Annotated in this window: 5 protein-coding genes; all 5 read left to right on the plus strand. The window is 42.8% G+C overall.

Annotated elements, in window-relative coordinates:
* Window positions 1-257 precede the first annotated feature (257 nt).
* From V7K89_RS22755 to V7K89_RS22775, 5 genes are read left to right on the plus strand one after another with little or no spacing between them, the layout of a single operon-like run.
* Window positions 258-3470: a non-ribosomal peptide synthetase gene (locus V7K89_RS22755; protein ID WP_335191172.1), complete on the plus strand. Its 3213-nt coding sequence runs from the start codon at window positions 258-260 to the stop codon at window positions 3468-3470.
* Window positions 3471-3508: 38 nt separating this feature from the next.
* On the plus strand, window positions 3509-8362 hold the full coding sequence (locus V7K89_RS22760) for a type I polyketide synthase (protein ID WP_335191174.1): 4854 nt from the start codon (window positions 3509-3511) through the stop codon (window positions 8360-8362).
* Window positions 8355-14273, plus strand: coding sequence for a beta-ketoacyl synthase N-terminal-like domain-containing protein (locus tag V7K89_RS22765; RefSeq protein WP_335191176.1), 5919 nt, complete (start codon window positions 8355-8357; stop codon window positions 14271-14273). The genes V7K89_RS22760 and V7K89_RS22765 overlap by 8 nt, the downstream gene beginning before the upstream one ends.
* On the plus strand, window positions 14270-17731 hold the full coding sequence (locus V7K89_RS22770) for a non-ribosomal peptide synthetase (protein ID WP_335191178.1): 3462 nt from the start codon (window positions 14270-14272) through the stop codon (window positions 17729-17731). The genes V7K89_RS22765 and V7K89_RS22770 overlap by 4 nt, the downstream gene beginning before the upstream one ends.
* Window positions 17728-23553 carry an SDR family NAD(P)-dependent oxidoreductase gene (locus V7K89_RS22775; RefSeq protein ID WP_335191180.1) on the plus strand — a complete coding sequence of 1942 codons (5826 nt, stop codon included), beginning with the start codon at window positions 17728-17730 and terminating at the stop codon, window positions 23551-23553. Before V7K89_RS22770 ends, V7K89_RS22775 begins: the two co-directional genes overlap by 4 nt.
* Window positions 23554-23570 lie beyond the last annotated feature (17 nt).

The following is a 23570-nucleotide window of genomic DNA, read 5'->3' on the forward strand; positions in this document are numbered from 1 at the left end:
AAGGATTATTTTAAATTCGATTATGCAATTGAGATAAATTTTTAGCCTATTAATCGTTGTCAAAGGAGGATAAATATTATAATAGATTCAAAACAAGGCAATACCAATCATGATACTATAGCTTCTATGTATGACTTTAAATCTAGAGAGCATCATACATAGATAGCATTTATGATAAAAACCGTTATTTAGGAGTAGTACAAGAGTCTGATACTGCTGTTTTTAGTTTGTCGTAAACCGTTAAGTGAGTAGACAATATGCCAAATCAAATAACTCAAGGATTTCGGCTTTCTCCTCAACAAAAGCATCTTTGGTCATTACAGCAGCATAGTAGTTTAGCTTACTTTGCTCAATGTGCCCTTCTTCTTAAAGGCAATCTCAAACCAGAAGCGTTAAAAGCTGCTTTAGAGCAAGTCGTTATTCGACATGGAATTCTGCGTACAACTTTTCACCACCTACCTGGAATGAAAATTCCTGTGATGGTTTTAGTAAATAGTAATATTCTATCGTGGCATGACATTGACCTGAGTCATTACGAACCAAAAGAACTCTCAAGCAAAATAGACTATTTATTCCAAGAAATACGCGGTTTTTCTTTCGATTTTGAGCAAGGTCCACTGTTGCATCTATCTCTAGTAACGCTATCAATAAATAAGTACATTTTACTTATCAGTCTGCCTTCACTTTGTGCTGATACATGGACACTCAAAAATTTGGTAACTGAAATCAGCAATTTCTATTATGCTTGCCTACAAGAAAAAGTAGTATCAGAAGAAGTTGTACAATATCTACAATTTTCAGAATGGCATAATCAATTACTCGAAGATGAAGATGCAGAAACAGCTAAACAATACTGGGATGAGCAAAAGATTTCGACCTTTGCCTCTTTAAAGTTGCCTTTTGAGAACAAACTATTACAGCCATCAAAGTTTGAAGTAGACTATTATCGCTTAGATATTACCCCTAACATAACAGCCAAGATTGCCACCTTAGCTCAAAAGTATAATACTTCCGTTGCTGTCGTTTTACTAGCTTGCTGGCAAACGCTGATTTGGCGACTTACAAGACAGCCAGATATCGTCATCGGCATGGCTAGCGATCGCCGAGATTATGAAGAACTACATAACTTATTAGGACTTGTTGCTACTTGGTTGCCAATTAAAAGTTATTTGACACCAGATTTACGTTTTAAAGAAGTTGTAGAACTAGCTAATCAGACTCTAGAAGCTAGTGCAGAATGGCAAGATTATTTTGTGCCAGAATCCATAGAAAATAATCAACTGGCTTTTTCCATCGGTTTCGAGTTTGAACAACTACCAGAAGAACTTGTTGCTGGCGACGTACTATTTTCTCTGGAGCAATATTACAGTTGTATCGAACAGTTTAAAATAAAACTTACTTGTACTCAACGCGAGCATTATTTAACTACAGAATTTTACTACGATATCAATTATTTATCAGCTGATGCTATTGAACGTATAGCCAGACAATTTCAAACTTTATTAACCAGTGTAACTGCTAATCCAGAAGAGAAAATTAGCCTAGTAGAGATTCTTAGCCCAAGCGATCGCCAACAATTATTAGTTGAATTTAACCAAAGAAATATTGATAGTATACAAGATAAATGCATTCATCAACTATTTGAAGCACAAGTACAAAAAACACCGAATAAAATTGCTGTTGTCTTTGAAAACCAGCAATTAACCTATGCACAGTTGAACAGCAAAGCCAATCAACTTGCTGACTATTTGCAGCAGCAAGGAGTCAAGCCGGAAGTTTTAGTGGGACTTTGCACAGAGCGATCGCTTTTGATGATTATTGGACTTTTGGGCATCCTCAAGGCTGGTGGAGCCTATTTACCGCTAGATCCAACTTTACCCAAAGAGGGTTTTGCCAACCGATTGCAGAATACCCAAACACCAGTAATCTTGACACAACAGCGATTAGTAAATGCCCTACCGACGCACACAGCACAGATAGTCTGCTTAGACACAGATTGGGATACCATTGCTCAACACAAAGATAAAAATCCGATCAGTGAAGTGACGACTGAAAATTTAGTTTATGTTTTATTCACCTCCGGTTCTACTGGTAAACCCAAAGGAGTGGTGATCGAACATCAACAACTTCTAAATTACGTTACCGGAATTACACAAAGGTTAGACTTATCAGCAACAACCAACTTCGCCACTGTTTCTACCTTGTCCGCAGACCTAGGTAATACTGGAATCTTTGCTGCTCTTTGTACTGGTGGATGTCTGCATGTGTTGTCTGCCGAGTGTGCTACTGACTCAGCAGCCTTGGCAAAATACTGCCGCACACATCCTATCGACTGTCTGAAAATTGTCCCTTCTCACCTTGCCACTCTTCTTGCAGCTGCACCATCCGATTCCATCTTGCCTCGCCAGCAATTAATTCTGGGTGGTGAAGCCGCAACCTGGCAACTGATTGAACAGATTCAGCAGCAAGCACCATCTTGCTTAATTTTCAATCACTACGGCCCTACAGAAGCCACCGTGGGGGTTACTACCTTCGCAGTTGATCGGCAAATTAGTTATGCACAGACAGTACCCCTTGGTCGTCCACTTGCCAATACGCAGATTTATCTACTGGATGAGCAACTTCAACCTGTACCCATTGGTGTACCAGGTGAGTTGTACATCGGCGGTGCAGGATTAGCTAGGGGTTATTTGGATCAACCTGATTTAACAGCAGCACAGTTTATTCCCAATCCTTTTGTAGAGACAAGTTCGCGTTTATACAAAACTGGTGACATGGCTCGTTACTTACCTGACGGTAATATTGAGTTTCTTGGACGAGTCGATCACCAAGTAAAAATTAGAGGCTTCCGCATTGAACTAGGAGAAATTGAAACTACACTGTGTCAACACCCACAAGTGCAGCAGGCTGTAGTTTCAGTTCGAGAAGAGGAGTTTGGCAATAATAAATTCTTAATAGCCTACATTGTTCCTAAACAAATACAAACACACAGTGTTAGCGAACTACAAAGATTTCTCAGAGAAAAACTCCCGGAATACATGATGCCTGCAACTTTCATTATGTTAAAAGCTCTGCCACTGACACCTAATGGTAAAGTGAACCGTAGAGAACTCCCAGAATCAAATGGCGATCGCCCAGAATTGGCAGCAACTTATGAGCCACCCGAAACTGAGGTAGAGCAAGCGATCGCTAATATTTGGCAACAGATGCTTCATGTTGAAAAGGTGGGCATTTATGATAATTTCTTTGATCTCGGTGGTCACTCATTACTTCTTGTTCAAATTCACGCCAAACTACGAGAAATTTTTCCTCAAGATATATCAGTAATTAACCTATTTGAATATCCAACCATCAACTCATTAGCTAAATATTTAACACAAAAACCAACTGAAACATCCTCTTTTGAGGAAAGCACTCAGCGTGCTGAGAGCCGTACTGCTTCTAGACAGTCAAGAGCGCAATATAGATAAATGTTTCTAAAAATGACTTAAACCTTCACTAATGAAAAATGAAAAATGATAACCTTCAACAAAATCAAATAGGCGATTTAGACATAGCTATTATTGGTATGTCTGGACGGTTTCCTAAAGCTAAAAATCTTGATGCTTTTTGGCAGAATTTACAAGAAGGTTTGGAATCAATTTCATTTTTCTCAACCGAGGAACTAGAGTCTATAGGGATAGATCCGACTACACTTAACGATCCCAACTATGTCAAAGCAAATGCTGTATTGGAAGATGTAGAATTATTTGATGCTTCATTCTTTGATTACTCTCCCAAAATAGCAGAAATAATGGATCCACAGCACCGTCTGTTTTTGGAGACAGCATGGGAGGCTCTGGAAAGTGCTGGTTATGATTCTAAAACCTATAAAGGTCGGATTAGTGTTTATGGTAGTGCCAGTATTAGTAGCTATTTTTTATTCAATCTTTTTTCTAACGGTGAACTGATAAAATTAGTTGGTTTAGACCAAATTAGACATAACAATCGTACAGATAATCTAACTACAAGAGTTGCTTATAAATTAGACCTGAAGGGGTCAGCTATCACTGTTCAAACAGGATGTTCTAGTTCCTTAGTTGGTGTTCATTTAGGATGTCAAAGTTTAATAGATTGGGAGTGCGATTTAGTCTTAGCAGGTGGAGTTTCTGTAACTACCTTACAAAAGATCGGCTATTCTTATCAAGAAGGGGGAATTTTGTCTCCCGATGGACACTGCCGCGCCTTTGATGCCCAGGCACAAGGAACTGTTGGTGGTAATGGTGTAGGTATAGTTATTTTAAAACGATTAGCAGATGCTCTCGCTGATAGAGATTATATTCATGCTGTGATTAAAGGTTCAGCCATTAATAATGATGGTTCAGCCAAAATTGGCTATACAGCTCCCAGTATCGATGGTCAAGCTAAAGTGATTGCAGAGGCTCTTGCTATCAGCAGAATTGAACCGAATATGGTTAGTTATGTGGAGGCTCATGGTACTGGCACAGTTTTAGGAGATCCGATTGAAATTGCAGCGTTAACTAAATCTTTTGGCGCCAAAACTCAGAAAAAGAATTTCTGTGCCATTGGTTCGGTAAAGACGAATATCGGACACCTAGATACCGCAGCTGGTGTTGCTGGTTTAATCAAGACAATTCTTGCACTCAAACACAAGCAAATACCACCCAGCCTACACTTTCAAGAGCCTAATCCCCAGATTAATTTTGCTAACAGTCCCTTTTATGTTAACGACAAGCTTTCAGAATGGAAGTCAAATGGACATCCTAGACGCGCAGGGGTTAGTTCTTTCGGTATTGGCGGCACCAATGCCCATTTGATTTTGGAGGAAGCCCCGGTTGTGGAGAGGCAGGGGACAGAGAGCAGGGAACAGGGAAGAGGATATCAGCTATTAGTTCTTTCTGCGAAAACGGAATCAGCACTCTTATCAGCTACGGCAAATCTAGCTAATCACCTCAAACAGTATCCTAATTTAAACTTAGCTAATGTGGCTTATACCCTTGGGGTGGGTCGCAGGGCTTTTAACCATCGGCGGATAGTAGTTTGCCAAGATGTTGATGATGCAGTCAAAGTTTTAGAGACAAAAGACCCACAACAAGTCCTCACCCACTATCAAGAATTATGTGAGCGAGAGGTTGTGTTTATGTTTCCTGGTCAGGGTGCCCAGTATGTAGAAATGGGTCGAGAACTGTATCAGAGTGAACCAATTTTTCGGGAACAAGTTGATGATTGCTGTGAACAACTAAAACATATTTTAGGGCTAGATTTAAGTACTATTCTGTATCCCAGTGAAGAAGAAACTGAATCGGCAGCACAACAGTTGCAACAGACTTATATCACCCAGCCAGCGCTGTTTGTAATTGAGTATGCACTAGCTCAATTGTGGATAGCTTGGGGAGTACGTCCTTTTGCAATGATTGGTCATAGTATCGGAGAGTATGTAGCTGCAACCCTTGCTGGCGTGTTTTCTCTAAAAGATGCATTAACATTGGTAGCAGCCCGTGGACAACTGATGCAGCAAATGCCTGCTGGCGATATGCTGGCTGTACCTCTACCAGAGAAAGAAGTGCAATCAATGCTTGGTGAGGAACTGGATTTAGCTGCAATCAACGGGTCATCTTTGTGTGTGGTTTCCGGACTAAAGTCGGCGATTGATAAATTGCACAACAGGTTGACTGAGCAAGGAATTGACTCTCGCCGTCTGCATACTTCCCATGCCTTTCATTCCCAGATCATGGACTCAATCATTGAGCCATTCATGGCACAGGTGAAAAAAATTCACCTGAAGGCTCCGCAAATTCCCTTTGTGTCCAATGTCACTGGCACATGGATTACCGCCGCAGAGGCAATTAATCCCAGTTATTGGGCCAAGCATCTACGGCAAACAGTACGCTTTGTTGAGGGAATTGCCGAGTTACTGCAACAGCCGCAGCGAATTCTGTTAGAAGTTGGCCCAGGGCGGACTTTGACTACATTAGCTAGACGATATTCAGGTAAAGCGGCTGAACAAGTTATGTTAACTTCGTTACGCCATCCCCAAGAACCCGGCTCAGATGTAGTATTCTTGTTAAATACATTAGGTCAGCTATGGCTAACTGGAGTACAGGTGGATTGGTCGGGATTCTATACTGATCAGCAGCCCAGTCGCCTGCCTTTGCCGACCTATCCCTTCGAGCGTCAGCGTTACTGGATTGAACCGGAAAAACAAACAAAAACTATCAAGACAGATGTAGAGAGTTTGTCAGCAAACTCTCTACGCAAAAACCCGGAAATAGCAAATTGGTTCTACATTCCATCTTGGAAACGCTCCCCACTATCTACTAGTCAACCAAGTAAAAACCCAGTTTTATCCTGCACTCTTGTGTTTATTGATAAATGCGGCTTGGGTGAAGAACTGGTGAAACGACTCGAACTTGAGGCGCAAGATGTGATTGCTGTAAAGATTGGGTCAGAATTTTCTAAGCTCAATGATCGCAGATACACTATCAATCCTCAACAAAGTCATGACTACGAAACTCTGCTGAATGAACTTCTAGCACAAAACAAGTTCCCAACAACGATCGCTCACTTATGGAGCGTGACACCTCTTGAAACCACATTAAGACTGGAAACAGCTGACACTCAAGAAACAGGATTTTACAGTCTGCTTTTTCTCGCACAAGCACTTGGAAAGAATTTTACTGATGAACTGCAAATCATTGTTGTCTCCAACAATATGCAGGAAGTAGCAGGCGATGAGTTACTGTGTCCAGAAAAAGCTACTTTACTTGGGCCTGTTAGGGTGATTCCTCAAGAATACCCAAACATTAACTGTCGTAGCGTTGATGTTGTTATTCCTGAATCTGTTAACTGGAATGAGCAAAAACTCGTAGACCAATTGCTTGTTGAACTACAAACTCATACTTATGAGCGAGTGGTTGCTTACCGTGGTTTTCATCGTTGGGTGCAAAACTTTGAGCCGATGCGATTGGATGAATCGCCGCTAGAAACACCAAGATTACGCCAAGGAGGAGTTTATCTAATTACAGGTGGACTCGGAGGTATTGGACTTGTGCTGGCTCAACATTTAGCTGGTACTGGCACTAAACTGATTTTGACTGGACGCTCAGCTTTTCCTGCTAAAAACGAATGGGAACAATGGTTGACCAGTCACGATGAGCAAGACATAATCAGTCGTAAGATTCGGAAAGTGCAGGAACTTGAACAACTGGGCGCAGAAGTTTTAGTGATCGCTGCTGATGTCGCCAACTCTGAACAAATGCAACAAGCGATCGCTCAAGCACAAGAGCAATTTGGTCAACTCAATGGTGTGATTCATGCAGCAGGGGTTGCTGGTGGCGGCGTGATTCAGCGAAAAACACCGGAAATGGCAGAAAGTATTTTAGCACCTAAAGTCAAAGGTACTCTGGTTATTGATAGTATCCTCAAGGATGTTCAGCTAGATTTCTTTGTTTTATGTTCAGCACGTACTGGCATACTAGGGGGATTTGGGCAAGTAGACTATGTTGGTGCAAATGCCTTTCTTGACGCCTTTGCTCATCATAAAACTAACCGAGATGGCATATTTACCGTATCCATTGACTGGTGTGCTTGGCAGGAAGTGGGGATGGCAGCAGAAGCTGCTGTGCAACGATCTAAAACTTCAGAGATTTCCCAAACTCGTCAATCCAAAGAAGTCACCCACCCTTTATTTGACCAATGTACAGTTTCTCCTATTCTGTCTTCAGCGAGTTCTGGCTTATTCAAAAAACCAGCAGCATCTACAAACAGATTTCCCAGACAACTTCTCAAGGAAGAACTATTACCAACAGAAGGAATAGAAGTTTTTCGACGAATTTTAGGGAGTACTCTATCTCAGGTTATCGTATCAACCTACGAGCTACAGAGTCGTGATTTTCTAATTGAGGATAAACAGGATAATGGTTTTAAAGCGAAATCTTACCCTCAACTGTTAGAGACGGCTAACCTATCGAAACCAAGACAACAACGACCATCACTGATTAATCCTGATGTTGCTCCCAAAACTAACACTGAACAAACGATTACTGAAATTTGGCAAGAACTTCTGGGGATTGAGACGATCGGAATTCATGATAACTTCTTTGAGCTTGGTGGCGATTCACTTCTGATTGTCCAGGTTCGTAGCCAACTCCAAAAAAGACTCAACGTAAATATCACTATATCTGATTTATTTGAATATCCAACTATAAATTCTTTGACAGAATCTCTCATCCATAAAGAGAATGAACAACCCGCCTATCAGCAAGCCTCTAAGCGTGCCAACAAGCAAAAACAGGCTATTGAGGAAAACAGCCAACTGATGAAGCGAAAATTAATCAAGCAAAATAAGAAGAAAAATGGATAATAAAGAACTTAACAATTCTTTAAAAGGAATAGCTGTTATTGGGATGGCTGGTCGTTTTCCTGAAGCCAAAAGTATTGATGAGTTTTGGCAGAATTTGTCCCAAGGACGGGAGTCGATTTCATTCTTTACTGATGAGGAGTTACTGTCAAAAGGTGTAAACCCGACTTTGCTGCGTGACCCTAACTATGTAAAAGCAGGGGCTTGGCTATCAGACATAGAAATGTTTGACGCTCCATTCTTCGGCTTCACGCCTAGAGAAGCCGAAATTATGGATCCACAACACCGTCTTTTTTTGGAGTGTGCTTGGGAAGCTCTTGAAAATGCTGGTTATAACCCTGAAACATCTGAAGAATTTATCGGAGTTTACGCAGGAAGTAGCCTAAGTACTTACCTACTGAATAACCTGATATCAAATAATGACCTCCTCAAATCGCTAAGTGGGACAATCATTACTAGTGGTAATGATAAAGACCATATACCTACACGAGTTTCTTACAAATTGAATCTCAAGGGACCAAGCCTTAACGTCAGTACTGCTTGTTCCACGTCATTGGTAGCAGTTCACCTAGCATGTCAAGGATTGTTGAGTTATCAATGTGACATAGCACTAGCAGGTGCCATTACAGTAGGAGTTCCGCAAAATATAGGTTATTTACATCAAAAAGACGGAATGGCTTCTCCCGATGGTCACTGTCGCACTTTTGATGCTAAAGCACAAGGCACAGTTTTCGGTAACGGTATGGGCATTGTTGTGCTAAAGAGGCTAGAGGAAGCACTGGCAGATGGCGACCATATCTATACTGTTATCAAGGGTTCAGCCATTAATAATGACGGTTCTTTGAAAGTAGGCTATACGGCACCCAGTGTAGATGGGCAAGCCGCAGTGATTGCTGAGGCTCAGGCGATCGCCGAGTTTGCTCCTGAGACAATTACTTATATAGAATGCCACGGAACTGGTACAGTTATGGGCGATCCTATTGAAGTTAGGGCGCTGAAAAAGGTTTTTAACAGCAGAACTAACAAAAAGGGTTTCTGTGCCATTGGCTCGGTAAAAACCAATATAGGACATCTGGATCGGGCAGCTGGTGTTGCAAGCCTAATCAAAACTATTCTGGCTCTAAAACACAAGCAGATACCACCTAGCCTGCACTTCGAGCAACCCAATCCCGAAATTGATTTTGCCAATAGTCCTTTTTACATCAATACCACACTGTCTGAGTGGAAAACCAACGGCACTCCTCGCCGTGCAGGAGTAAGTTCTTTTGGCATTGGTGGGACTAATGCTCATCTGATTCTTGAAGAAGCCCCAGTAGTTGAACCATCTGGTACAACTCGTCCCTGGCAGTTGTTGTTGCTGTCTGCCAAAACTAGTACAGCACTAGAAACCGCCACAGCTAACTTAGCTGTCCACTTAAAACAGCATCCTGATTTAAATCTCGCTGATGTAACTTACACCCAGTGTGTCGGTCGTCGAGATTTTGACCATCGCCGGATACTGGTGTGCCAAGATATTGAAGATGCGGTGAAAGCACTATCAACTCTAGATCCTCAACGAGTTTTCACTCACTATCAAAAGCCCTGTAATCATTCTATCGTGTTCATGTTTCCTGGACAGGGCGCACAGTACGTGGAGATGGGTCGAGAACTTTACCAGAACGAGTCAATTTTCAGAGAACAGGTTGATCAATGCTGTGAACTACTAAAACCTCACTTGGGAATTGATTTGCGCTCTGTGCTGTATCCAAGCGAAGAACAGTTGCAAGAAGCAACACAGCAGCTGACACAGACTGCGATTGCCCAACCAGCACTGTTTGTGCTTGAGTATGCTCTGGCGCAATTGTGGATGACGTGGGGGGTACGTCCAGAAGCGATGATTGGTCACAGCATTGGGGAATATGTAGCAGCTTGCTTGGCTGGAGTGTTCTCTCTAGAAGATGCATTAGCATTGATAGCAACCCGTGGACAACTGATGCAACAAATGCCTACTGGCGACATGTTGGCTGTACCACTACCGGAGAAGGAAGTACAATTGCTGCTGGGCGAGAATCTTTCCTTGGCAGCAATCAACGGACCATCTCTGTCTGTGATTTCGGGGTCAAGCTCAGCAATTAGTGAGTTACAAAACCAACTTACCACGCAAGGCATGGACTGTCGTCGTCTGCACACTTCTCATGCCTTTCATTCTCAGATGATGAACCCAATCATCGAGCTGTTCCTCGCACAGGTTAAAAAAATTAACCTGAAAGCTCCGCAAATTCCTTTTGTGTCCAATGTAACAGGTACTTGGATTACTGCGGCGGAGGCAACCGATTCAAGCTATTGGGCGAGGCATCTACGACAAACAGTGCGCTTTGCTCAAGGAATTGCCGAGTTGCTGCAACAGCCGAAGCGAATTCTATTGGAAGTTGGCCCAGGGCGAACATTGAGTATCTTAGCCAAGCGGTCTCAAAAAGAAGAATTGGCGACGCTGACATCACTCCGTCATCCGCAGGAGCAACAGTCAGATGTAGCATTTTTACTTCATACTTTGGGTCGGCTGTGGCTTTTTGGTGTCCAAATTGATTGGTCTGGTTTTTATACTTATGAACAGCGGCATCGCTTGCCCTTACCAACATATCCCTTTGAGCGCCAGCGCTATTGGATTGAACGACAACAAATAGCACCTTTAGAAAAACAGTTCAAGCCAAGCTTAACAGCATTAGAGCTTTGGAAATCTCTAATGGAAACTACTCAGATAGAAGCAAGTGATGGAATTAAAGATTTTGATCACCAAACTTATCTGGAGAACAAACAGTGGTTAGAGCGCTTATGCACTGCTTACATGAACCTTACCCTCAGGCGTTTAGGTGCTTTTAGCAACCCTAACGAAAAGTATTCTACAGAGAAGTTATTTCACCAATGCCGAATTATTCCTCGCTACCGACAATTATTATGTCGCTGGCTAGATGTACTGATAGAGCAAGGTCATTTGCAGCAAGATGAAGATATCTTTACAAATCTTCTTCCATTTTCAACAAACTCTGTTACTGCTCTTATAGAAGAAGTTAAAATCAGAACGACAGACATACTGCAATTAATAGACCAAGTCCAAACCTGTGGCGAAAATCTGGCAGCCGTACTAATTGGTGAAAAAGAACCATTAGAGTTGTTTGTTGGTCTAAAATATAAAAAATCAGAAAATTCAAGTCCAAAATTTACCTTGGATAACTACTACAAGGTAATCATGCAGACAATTCTGCAACAGATGGTAAGGTCATTGCCAGAGGACGTGAACTTAAGAATTCTGGAAGTCGGGGCTGGACAGGGGATGCTCACAGCAGAATTGCTACCTCTGTTGCCGTCCGAGCAAACCAATTACACCTTTACTGATGTGGGCGTTTTGTTCTTGGACGAAGCCCAACAAAAGTTTAACGCTTATCCATTTGTTGAATATCGCTTGTTAGACATTGAACAACCTCCTCAACAGCAAGGGTACTCTAGCCATAGTTTTGATGTAGTGATAGCCTACAACGTACTGCACGTAACCCAGAACATGGGAAAAACCCTTGAGCATGTTCGCTCTTTATTGGCTCCTGAAGGCTTTCTCTTAATCTGGGAATTAACTCAACCTACGCCATCCTTCGACATCAGTTGGGGTCTGCTGATGAATCCGTTAGAGGATGAAGAACGTAGCCGAGGTAATCCATTTTTATCAAAGGAGAAGTGGTATCAAGCACTTCGTAATCATGGGTTTGTTGAGGTGGCAGCTTTCCCTGAAACTGAAGCTTTGGGACAGCATATTTTGGTAGCTCAAGCTTCTTCGTCGTCAGTGCTACCAGCAGCTTCAGCATTTACCGCGACTTTTGGGCAAAAAGATGCCGACAAAACATCTCAAGTGTCATTAGATAAAAAGCCAGACATTGCCAACTGGTTCTACATCCCCTCTTGGAAACGCTTAATGCCGCCTCAGCCGTATAACTTCAAGGTTCAGGCAACTCGGACGGGATGCTGGTTAGTATTTGTTGATGAGTGTGGCTTAGGTGATAAAATGGTGCAACGACTTGCACTTGAGGGTCAGGATGCAATTGCCGTTAGGATTGGAGAGCAATTTGACCGCAATGGCGAATATCCTACCGATAGGAGAAGTCTGTCGGGGAAACTGCGCGAGCACCAACGCTCATATACAATTAACCCTCAACAACGGGATGACTACAACGCCCTACTTCAAGAACTTCGCGCACAGGGCAAGATCCCAAAAACAATTGTTCATTTATGGAGTGTTACGCCCGACATTCACGCTGAATCAGCAATTGAGTCATTGGAAAAGGCTGAAGCTTTAGGCTTCTACAGTCTGCTATTTCTCGCTCAGGCACTTGGTGAAAATAATCAGACAGATTCCGTTGAAATTGGAATTGTGTCAAACAATATGCAGGAATTGACAGGCTCAGAGGTACTGTGCCCAGAGAAAGCATTAGTTCTCGGACCTGTTAAGGTGATTCCCCTAGAGTACCCGAATATAACCTGTCGCAGCATTGATGTTGTTATTCCCGCAAAAGAAAGTCGGCAAGAGAAGCAACTTATAGAAGTGCTGCTAGCGGAACTTATAACCCAAACATCTGACCAAGTTATAGCTTACCGTGGTATTCATCGCTGGGTGCAGGATTTTCAACCTGTTCGATTGGAAGGAGCTTCTTCTGAGAAAAGCCGATTAAGAGAACAGGGAGTATATCTAATCACAGGTGGATTAGGAGGCGTTGGTCTAGCACTGGCAGAATATTTAGCACAAACGGTGCAAGCAAAACTGATACTATTAGGGCGATCGCCTTTTCCTGAGCGAGATGAATGGTCAAAATGGTTATCCACTCATGATCAGCACGATAGCATTAGCTTTAAGATTCAGAAATTGCAGGCTCTAGAGGCGTTGGGTGCAAAAGTTATGGTAGTCAGTGCCGATGTTGCCAACCTAGAGCAAATGTCTACAGTACTTAAACAAGTCAATCACCAATTTGGTCAGATCCACGGAGTCATCCATGCAGCCGCAGTTTACGGGGGAGGTATGATTCAACTCACAACAAAAGAAGCCGCAGGCAATGCTCTGGCTCCGAAAGTCAAAGGAACACGAGTACTAGAAGCTCTTTTCAAAGATACAGAACTGGATTTATTTGTACTGTGTTCATCACTTTCTTCATTTTTGGGTACACCGGGAATGATGGATTATACTGCTGAAAACGCCTTCTTTGACGCCTTTGCTCACTACAGCGCTTCTGCGGACACTGTTACCAGATCTATAAACTGGGGTTTATGGAATGATTTAGGCATGGCAGTTGCCGTAGAAGCACGGCATCAGCAGATAACAGGGGAAGAACTGACGACAGGTATGACCTCTGAAGAGGGTGTTGAGGCATTTAGACGTATTTTGCACAGTAGTACAGTACCTCAAGTCATAGTATCAACACAAGATTTCCAGGCTATGATTCAGCTGCAAGAATCTCCTAAATCTTTGGAAGAGCGATTAGTGCAGGTGAGTCGAGCAAAATCAACTCACCCTCGTCCAAGTTTAGGAAATGCTTATGTAGCTCCCAGTAACGAGGTGGAATGCACCTTAGTTGACATTTGGCAACAACTCTTTGGTCTTGACAAAATAGGCATTCACGACGACTTCTTTGAGTTAGGAGGAGACTCTTTATTTAGTACTATATTTGTTTCTCGGTTACGACAAACCTTCGAGCTAGAACTGTCTTATCAGATCATCTTTAATGCGCCCACTGTGGCTGAGTTGGCTGAGATTATTATACAAGGACTAACTGAGAAAGCAGATAATCAAACACTTGCTCAGACGTTAGCAGAAATCCAGAAACTATCGGAGGATGAGGCGCGGACAATACTTGCCTCGCCAGAGCAGTTCATTGAGACAGAGGATTCAAATGAATGAGTGAGCTTTCCCAACAAATCGCTGAGCTTTCTCCAGAAAAACGTCAGCTTTTTCTGCAACGGCTCAATCAGAAAAAAAAGAATGTATTCTCAAAAACACAAATAAAGCCTCAAAGTCGAAACTCCAACTCTTTTGCTCTGTCCTTTGCTCAAGAACGCCTGTGGTTCCTCGACCAGTTGCAACCTGGTCAATCCTTATACAACGAACCTTATGCTTTCCATTTTGAGGGGTCGCTTAATGTGACCGCCTTGGCACAGAGCCTCAATGAAATCGTGCGGCGTCACGAAGTTTTGCGTACCACTTTTGCGATGGTGGAACAACCGCTCCAATTTCTCATCCCAGCCTTGACTTTGGCTCTACCAATAGTAGATCTACAGTCGCTGCCAAAAGATCAGCAAGAGGCAGAGGTAGGATGCCTGATAACGGAGGAGCAAGCGCGACCTTTTGATTTGACAAATGAACCACTGGTGCGAACCACTCTGTTGCAATTGAGCAAAGCCCAGTACGTGTTGCTGTTCACAATGCACCACATAATTTGTGACCAATGGTCTTTTGGGATACTCATCCGAGAAGTGGTAGCGCTTTATGAAGCTTTTAAAAACGGTCAGCTTTCGCCACTCCCAGAACTTCCAATCCAGTATGCAGACTTTGCTGTTTGGCAACGGCAGTGGCTTCAAGGAGTAGTGCTAGAATCTCAGTTGTCTTATTGGAAACAACAACTGAGCAATGCTCCGACTGTACTAGAGTTATATACTGATTATCCTCGCCCAGCAGTTCAAACCAATCATGGCGCGAGGCAATCTCTGGTTTTGTCCCAACCCATAACCATCGGGCTTAAAGCTCTAAGCCAGCAAGAGAAGACTACGCTATTCATGACACTGCTGGCAATCTTTAAGACGTTGCTCTATCGTTACACTGGGCAGGATGACATTGTGGTAGGTACTACTATCTCTGGTCGCAACCGAGCTGAAATTGAAGAGCTAATTGGATTCTTTGTCAACACCTTAGTAATGCGTACTGACCTTTCAGGTACCCCAAGTTTCCGGGAGGTTTTGCAGCGAGTGCGAGAGGTGGCGCTAGGGGCTTATGCTAACCAAGACTTGCCGTTTGAACAGCTTGTGGAGGAACTACAGCCTGAGCGAAACCTGAGCTATACACCGTTATTTCAGGTGATGTTTCAACTCGATAATACCCCTACCACAACTTTAGAGCTACCAGGTTTGACCTTAAGCCCCTTAGAATTCCACAACGAAACGGCGAAGTTTGATTTGACTTTATCCATGATGGACACTGAGCAAGGGCTGATTGGAAGCCTGGAATACAACACCGATCTGTTCAACACTGCCACCATCACGCGGATGCTAGAGCATTTCCAAACTTTGGTAGAAGGCATTGTCGCTAATCCTAACCAGCGAATTTCCGACTTGCTGCTGTTGCCAAAAACAGAACAGCATCAGTTGCTCGTGGAGTGGAATAACACTCAGACTGAGTATATTCAGGATAAAAGTTGTATCCATGAGTTATTTGAGGCTACGGTTACGCGATCGCCTGATGCCATTGCTGTAATTTTTGAAAATGAGCAGCTGACCTATCAAGAGCTAAACCACCGCGCAAATCAACTGGCAGATTATTTGCGTTCAGCAAAGCTGTCGCGTAGCGATTCGCTGGGGGTCAAACCAGAGGTCTTAGTGGGAATCTGCGTGGAGCGATCGCTCGAAATGGTAATTGGAATTCTGGGCATCCTGAAAGCTGGAGGGGCATACGTGCCGTTAGATCCATCTTACCCAAAAGAACGGCTAGCCTTAATATTAGATGATGTCAAACCTTTAGTATTGCTTACCCAAAAGCATTTGGTTGCAGAACTCCCCACATCTACGGCTCAGGTTGTGTGCCTAGACGAATGGCAACTGTACGCCCAGCACAGTCAGGAAAACCCTAGTAGCAATGTAACAGCCGAAAACCTGGCTTATGTAATTTACACTTCCGGCTCTACAGGAACACCCAAAGGCGTTTTGATTACGCATCAAGCTTTAGTAAACCACAGTATTGCTGCTGCTAAAACCTATGAACTGCAACCAGAAGATCGCATTTTACAATTTGCTTCTGTGAGCTTTGATGTCGCAGCCGAAGAGCTGTTTTCGTCATGGTTGAGTGGTTCAACTGTAGTCATCCGACCCAACGAAATACTATTGTTTGCCCACTTTGCACAATTTTTGGTACAAAAAAAACTAACTGTCCTCAATTTACCAACAGCCTATTGGCATGAGTGGGTATCATACTTAGCTCAAACCAAAGCATCATTACCGCCGACGCTGCGCTTGGTAATTGTCGGAACTGAGCAGACTTTACCAGAGAAACTCGCACTTTGGCAGAAACTAGTAGGCGATCGCTTTGCGCATCCGCGCATCCGTTGGCTGAATGCTTATGGCCCAACTGAGGCAACTATTGGTGTCACAATTTATGAACCACCAGAACCAGCTACCTGCCAAAAAAACCAACCTGCTGATTATGTGCCTGTTGGTCGTCCCATTGCTAACACCCAGGTCTATTTATTAGATAAACATTTGCAACCTACACCTATGGGTGTACCAGGTGAGTTGTATATTAGTGGTATTGGTATTGCTAGAGGCTACCTCAATCACCCTGAACTAACTGCCGAAAAATTTATTCCCAACCCTTTTGGCGAAAAATCAGGGATGCGCCTGTATCGCACTGGCGATTTAGCCCGTTACTTACCCAATGGGGATATTGAACTATTGGGACGCATCGACGAGCAAGTGAAAATTCGAGGCTTCCGCATCGAACCGAACGAAATCTCAGCGAAATTACAGCAACACACTAAAGTACGCGAAGCTGCGGTAATAGCTAGAGAAAACAAGCATGGTGACCTGTACTTAGTGGCTTATGTCAGCCTTGATTCAGAACAAAGCGTAGTAAACACTGAACTGCGTAGCTTTCTTCAGGATAAGCTACCGCAATACATGGTGCCCTCAAGTTTCGTCATCCTGCCAACCTTGCCCCTGTTGCCAAACGGTAAGCTAGATAAGCGATCGCTACCTGCACCAGAAACACTGCGCCCAGAGTTGACAGCTGGTTTTGTGATGCCACAAACACAGATGGAACAAACCATTGCTACTGTTTGGCAAAAGGCTCTCAATCTTGAAAATATAGGTATTCACAATAACTTTTTTGAACTCGGTGGTCATTCATTACTTATGGTGAAAGTTCATAGCCAATTACGTGAACTATTCCCAATAGATTTATCATTGCTCGATATGTTTAGATACCCGACCATTAGCTCACTGGCAGAGTTTTTTAATCAAACTAAAAATCAAAAATTATCTTTAACCAAAACTAATATTCAAATAGAAAAAATTACAAGTGGTAAATCTCAACAAAAAAAACGTCTACAAAAAATGAAGTCAATGATGAATAATCAAGGAGCTAATGAAGAATGAGTATCCCCATAGAAATTGTTCATCATAATGGTTCGGAAATAGCAATTATTGGCATGGCAGGGCGATTTCCTGGAGCTAAAAATATTGATGATTTTTGGCAAAATCTCCAAAGTGGTATAGAGTCAATATCTGTTTTTACTGATGAGGAACTGTTAGCTTCCGGGGTAGATGCAGCTACACTCAATAACCCAAAATTTGTCAAAGCACGAGCTATATTAGAAGATGTAGAACTTTTTGATGCTTCATTTTTTGGTTTTAATCCCAGAGAAGCTGAAATTACCGATCCACAACATCGTCTCTTTTTAGAATGTGCGTATATTGCTCTTGAAGATGCTGGCTATGACTCAGAAAATTACAAAGGTTCTGTTGGAGTTTACGCAGGAGCTAGCTTAAGTAGTTACTTACTTAATATTTATTCAAACGAAGATATTATTAAATTTATCGATTCTCACCAACTTGCGATCGCAGGTGACAAAGATTATTTGACTACCCGCGTTTCTTACAAACTTAATTTAGAGGGGCCAAGTTACACTGTTCAAACCGCCTGCTCAACTTCATTAGTTGCTGTTCATTTAGCTAGTCAAAGCCTACTAAATGGGGAATGTGATATTGCTTTAGCAGGTGGTGTTTCCATAAATTCTTCCAAAGGCTACCTTTACAAAGAGGGGGGAATTGGTTCTCCTGACGGGCACTGCCGCGCTTTTGATGCTCAAGCACAGGGAACTGTTGGTGGCGAAGGTGTAGGCATTGTGGTTTTGAAGAGATTAGACGATGCTCTAGCAGATGGAGATACCATCCATGCGATCATTAAAGGTTCTGCTGTCAATAACGATGGATCTTTCAAAGTTAGTTACACAGCACCGCGTATAGACGGTCAAGCCAAGGTGATTAGAACTGCTCAAGTTGTTGCTGAGGTTGAACCCGAAACAATTACTTATATTGAAGCTCATGGAACAGGAACATCATTAGGAGATCCCATTGAAATTGCGGCGTTAACACAAGCTTTTCGAGCCACCACAGAGAAGAAAGGCTTTTGCGCCATTGGCTCAGTGAAGACCAACATTGGACATTTAGACGCTGCTGCTGGGGTCACAGGTCTGATCAAAACCGTCCTAGCCTTGAAACATCAACAGATACCACCTAGTTTGCACTTTCAAGAACCATCACCGCAAATTGATTTTGCCAACAGTCCTTTTTATGTCAACACCAAGCTTACCGAATGGACAACAAATGGTATTCCTCGCCGTGCAGGAGTCAGTTCTTTCGGGATTGGTGGGACTAATGCCCATGTAATTCTGGAAGAAGCCCCAGTTGCAGACAGGCAGGGGGAGCAGGGGAGGAAATATCATCTGTTGGTTGTTTCAGCCAAAACGGAATCGGCACTAGAAAAAGCTACGGCAAATCTAGCTAATCATCTCCAGCAGTATCCTGAGTTGCACCTTGCTGATGTGGCTCATACCCTTGGTGTCGGTCGTAGAGCTTTCGAGCATCGCCGGATGGCAATCTGTCAAGATATGAATGATGCGGTGAAAGTACTTTCTACTTCAGATCCACAACGAGTATTCACCCACTACCAGCAGCCTCGCAATCGACCTCTAGTATTTATGTTTTCTGGGCAAGGAACACAGTACGTAAATATGGCTAGAGATATCTACGATAGTGAGCCAACTTTTACACTTGCAGTTGATCGTTGCTGTGAACTGCTGCAACCACATCTAGGTTTTGATCTACGTCATATACTGTATCCAAATGAGACACAGAACGCCAAAGCAACGGAGAAACTCCAACAAACATCTGTTGCCCAGCCAGCACTGTTTGTCATTGAGTACGCCCTAGCTCAATTGTGGATGGCATGGGGTATACAGCCAGAGGCAATGATTGGTCATAGTATCGGGGAGTATGTGGCTGCTACTTTAGCAGGAGTTTTCTCATTAGAAGACGCCTTAGCGCTAGTCGCAATTCGAGGACGACTGATACAGCAACTTCCCAGTGGGGAAATGCTCTCTGTGCAACTTCCCGAACAAGAGGTACAACCCCTGCTAGATAGAGAACTGTCTTTAGCCGCAAGCAATGGGCCTTCGTACTGTGTGGTTTCTGGTGTAACTGAAGCAATTAATAGATTACAACAGCAGCTAGAAGCCAAAGGTGTAGCCTGTCGGAAGTTGCATACTTCCCATGCCTTTCATTCTCACTTAATGGAGCCAATTCTCCAGCCATTTACAGAGCAATTACAAAAACTCCAGCTTCATCCTCCAAAAATTGTGTTTGTGTCTAATGTCAGTGGCACTTGGATCTCTGTAGCTCAAGCAACAGACTCCAAATATTGGGTAAAGCACTTACGGCAGACAGTGCGCTTTAGCGAAGGAATGACTGAGTTGCTCAAAACACCAGAGCGGATCTTTTTAGAGGTAGGACCTGGAAGGACTTTAAGTACTTTTGTCAAGCAACATCACAAAGATCAATTGGTGGTACTGACTTCAATCCGTCATCCACAAGAGCAACAGTCGGATGTAGCATTTTTACTTAACTCTTTGGGACAACTCTGGCTATTTGGTGTCAAAGTAGACTGGTGTGGTTTTTATGCTAACGAGCAACGCGATCATATTCCATTGCCGACCTATCCATTTGAGCGCCAACGTTACTGGATTGAAGTACAAAAACAGCTACGTTTAGGAGGACAATCTCAACCAAGACCAACCGCAACTGAGTTGATAAAATTTGTCGTAGAAGCTTGCAGGGTAAAGGCTCGTGCTAGCAGCGCCACACTCGACGAGCAAACCTATTTGCTGAATAAAGAATGTTTGGATCGTTTGTGTGCTGCCTATATAAACCTTGCTCTCCAGCGTTTAGGTGCTTTTAGCAACTCCAATGAGCAGTATTCTTTAGAGGAGTTGTGTGAGCAATTTCAGATTATTCCTCGCTATCGGCAATTGTTGTGTCGTTTTTTAGATGTACTCGTAGAGCAAGGTTATCTGCAACAAAAACAAAAATTATTTACAAACCTTGTTCCTTGTTCCACAGACTCTATTAATACTCTGAGAGAAGAAGTTAAAGTTAGATGCACAGATACACTGCATATTCTACATATCGTCCAGGAATGTGGCGAGAATCTGTCATCTGTACTGATTGGCGAAAAAGAACCGTTGGAGTTGTACTTTGCCGTCAAAGACAACAAACCTGAAATTGCAAATTCAGAATTGCCTTTAAATACCCATTTAAAAGGGATCATGCGAGCAAGCATGGAACAGGTAGTAAAATTATTACCACCAGATGTAAATCTGAGAATTCTAGAAATTGGTGGTGGACAGGGTATTGCGACGACAGAATTGCTCCCTGTATTGCCCTCTGAACGCACCAACTACACTTTTACAGATGTAGGGGGTTTGTTTTTGAATCAAGCTAGACAGCAGTTTAGCGTTTATCCGTTTGTTGAATATCATTTTCTAGATATTGAAAAACCGCCAACTGCACAAGGGTTCAACAACCACAGCTTTGATGTGGTAGTAGCCGTTAATGTGTTGCACGTAACCCGGAACATGACAAAAACCTTGGAGCATGTGCGATCGCTATTGGCTCCTGGAGGATTCTTGCTATTGTGGGAGATCACTCAACCACAATTAAACTTTGATCTCACTGATGGTCTGTTAATGAATCCGTTAGAGGATGAAGGACGCAGCCGTGGTAATCCATTTTTGTCGCAGGAGCAATGGCAGGATGCACTACGTTCTCATGGGTTCGTTGCGGTAGAAGCTGTCTCGCAAACTGAAGCTTTCGGCGAACAGATTTTGGTAGCTCAGACTGCTGTGTCAGAAACTGACTCAGTACCTACAGCATTTAGCGTCACCTTGAAACAAAAAGATGCTAGCGAAAAGTACCAAGACTTATTGGCTAAAAAGTCAGATATTACTGACTGGTTTTACATTCCTTCTTGGAAACGTACCATGCCACCGCAGCCTTTTCAACCTGGACTTGGGGGAACAGGATGCTGGTTAGTGTTTGTGGATGAGTACGGCTTGGGTGAAAGGTTGGTAAAACAATTAGTACTTGAGAACCAAGATGTTATTACCGTTAAACTTGGAGAGCAATTTCAGCAAAGTAGCGAATATCCTCAATGCACATATACGATTAACCCTAAAAAAGAAGATGACTACAATACCCTGCTCAGAGAACTTCGGACTCTAGGTAAAATTCCAAAAAGGATTGTTCATCTGTGGAGTGTGACACCAAATAGTTACACAAACTCAGCAATTGAAGCTTTAGGCTGGTCGAGTTTATTATTTTTGGGGCAGGCGATCGCAAAAAATAATCAGACAGATGCTTTAGAAATTAGCATTATCTCCAACAATTTACAGGAAGTAACAGGTTCAGAAATACTGTGTCCAGAAAAGGCACTAGTTCTCGGAACTTGTAAGGTTATGCCACTGGAATATCCAAATATAACCTGTCGCAGTATTGATGTTGTAGTTTCTGTAGAAAGTGGACAAGAAGAACAACTCATCACAGCGCTAATAGCAGAACTGGTGACCCCCACATCCGAGCAGATTATTGCTTACCGTGGGCGTAATCGCTGGGTACAAGATTTTGAACCTGTTCAACTACATCAAAGAAATTTCCATCTCAGAGAAAAGGGAGTATATCTAATCACTGGTGGATTAGGAGGTGTCGGTCTGCTGTTGGCAGAATATCTAGCACAGACCGTACAGGCAAAACTGATATTAGTGGGGCGTTCAGCTTTTCCCGACCAAGATGAGTGGTCTGAATGGTTATCAACTTATGACCAACAGGATAGGGTCAGCCAAAAGATCCAAAAATTGCAGGCGATGAAAACATTAGGTGCAGAGGTAATGGTAGTTAGCGGCGATGTTACCAACCTTGACCAGATGTCAGCAGTGCTTAAAAAGGTTAATCAGCGATTTGGTGAGATTCATGGAGTAATTCATGCAGCCGCAGTCTACGGGGGAGGAATGATACAACTCACCACAAAAGAAGCTGTAGCAAGTTCTATAGCACCGAAAGTACAAGGAACACGAGTACTTGAAACTCTCTTCCAGCAAAGCCAGCTAGACTTCTTTATACTTTGCTCATCACTAAGTTCGTTTGTTGGCGCACCTGGAATGGTAGATTATACTGCTGCAAATGCCTTCCTAGACACCTTCGCTCACTACAGTGCATCTAAATATGAGACATGGAAATTCATTAAGTCTATCAACTGGGATAGGTGGAACAGTGTAGGAATGGCAGTCGCTGTTGAAGCACGACATCAGGAAGTCACAGGAGAAGAGTTGACAGGAGGAATGACCTCTTTTGAAGGCATTGAAGCGTTTAAACGTATTTTATGTAGTAGCACAGTTTCTCAGGTTATCGTCTCAACACAAGATTTTCCCAGCCACCTAATTAAGCCAAAAGAATCTACTCAGTCCTTAGACGAAAAATTAGCCCAGTTGAGTCAATCTAAACCAACTCATCCCCGCCCTAATTTGGCGAATGCTTATGTTGCTCCTGGCAATGAAATTGAGCGAACCCTTGCTGAAGTTTGGCAACAACTTATGAGTATTGAACAGGTGGGTATTCACGACAACTTTTTTGAGTTAGGAGGAGACTCTTTATTTGCTACTCAATTAGTTTCTCAACTGTGCAAAATTTTCCAAATAGAACTTCCTTATGCAAGCTTCTTTGACAGCCCAAATATAGCTGAGTTAGCTGAAGTTATTATCTCCAAACTGACTGAGCAGATAAATTCACAAGAATTGGCTCAAGCTTTAGCAGATATGGAACAACTATCAGAAGATGAGGTGCAGGCAATAATTGCTTTGCAAAACTAAGTAATTTATTAGACTTT

Origin of the sequence: Nostoc sp. (genome assembly GCF_036917515.1) — a bacterium.
In the GTDB taxonomy this organism is placed as follows: domain Bacteria; phylum Cyanobacteriota; class Cyanobacteriia; order Cyanobacteriales; family Nostocaceae; genus Nostoc.

What these genes read in the sequence shown, in the direction of transcription:
- V7K89_RS22755 (WP_335191172.1), top strand. Translation starts at nt 258, where the DNA reads ATGCCAAATCAAATAACTCAAGGATTTCGGCTTTCTCCTCAACAAAAG.
- V7K89_RS22760 (WP_335191174.1), top strand. Translation starts at nt 3,509, where the DNA reads ATGAAAAATGATAACCTTCAACAAAATCAAATAGGCGATTTAGACATA.
- V7K89_RS22765 (WP_335191176.1), top strand. Translation starts at nt 8,355, where the DNA reads ATGGATAATAAAGAACTTAACAATTCTTTAAAAGGAATAGCTGTTATT.
- V7K89_RS22770 (WP_335191178.1), top strand. Translation starts at nt 14,270, where the DNA reads ATGAGTGAGCTTTCCCAACAAATCGCTGAGCTTTCTCCAGAAAAACGT.
- V7K89_RS22775 (WP_335191180.1), top strand. Translation starts at nt 17,728, where the DNA reads ATGAGTATCCCCATAGAAATTGTTCATCATAATGGTTCGGAAATAGCA.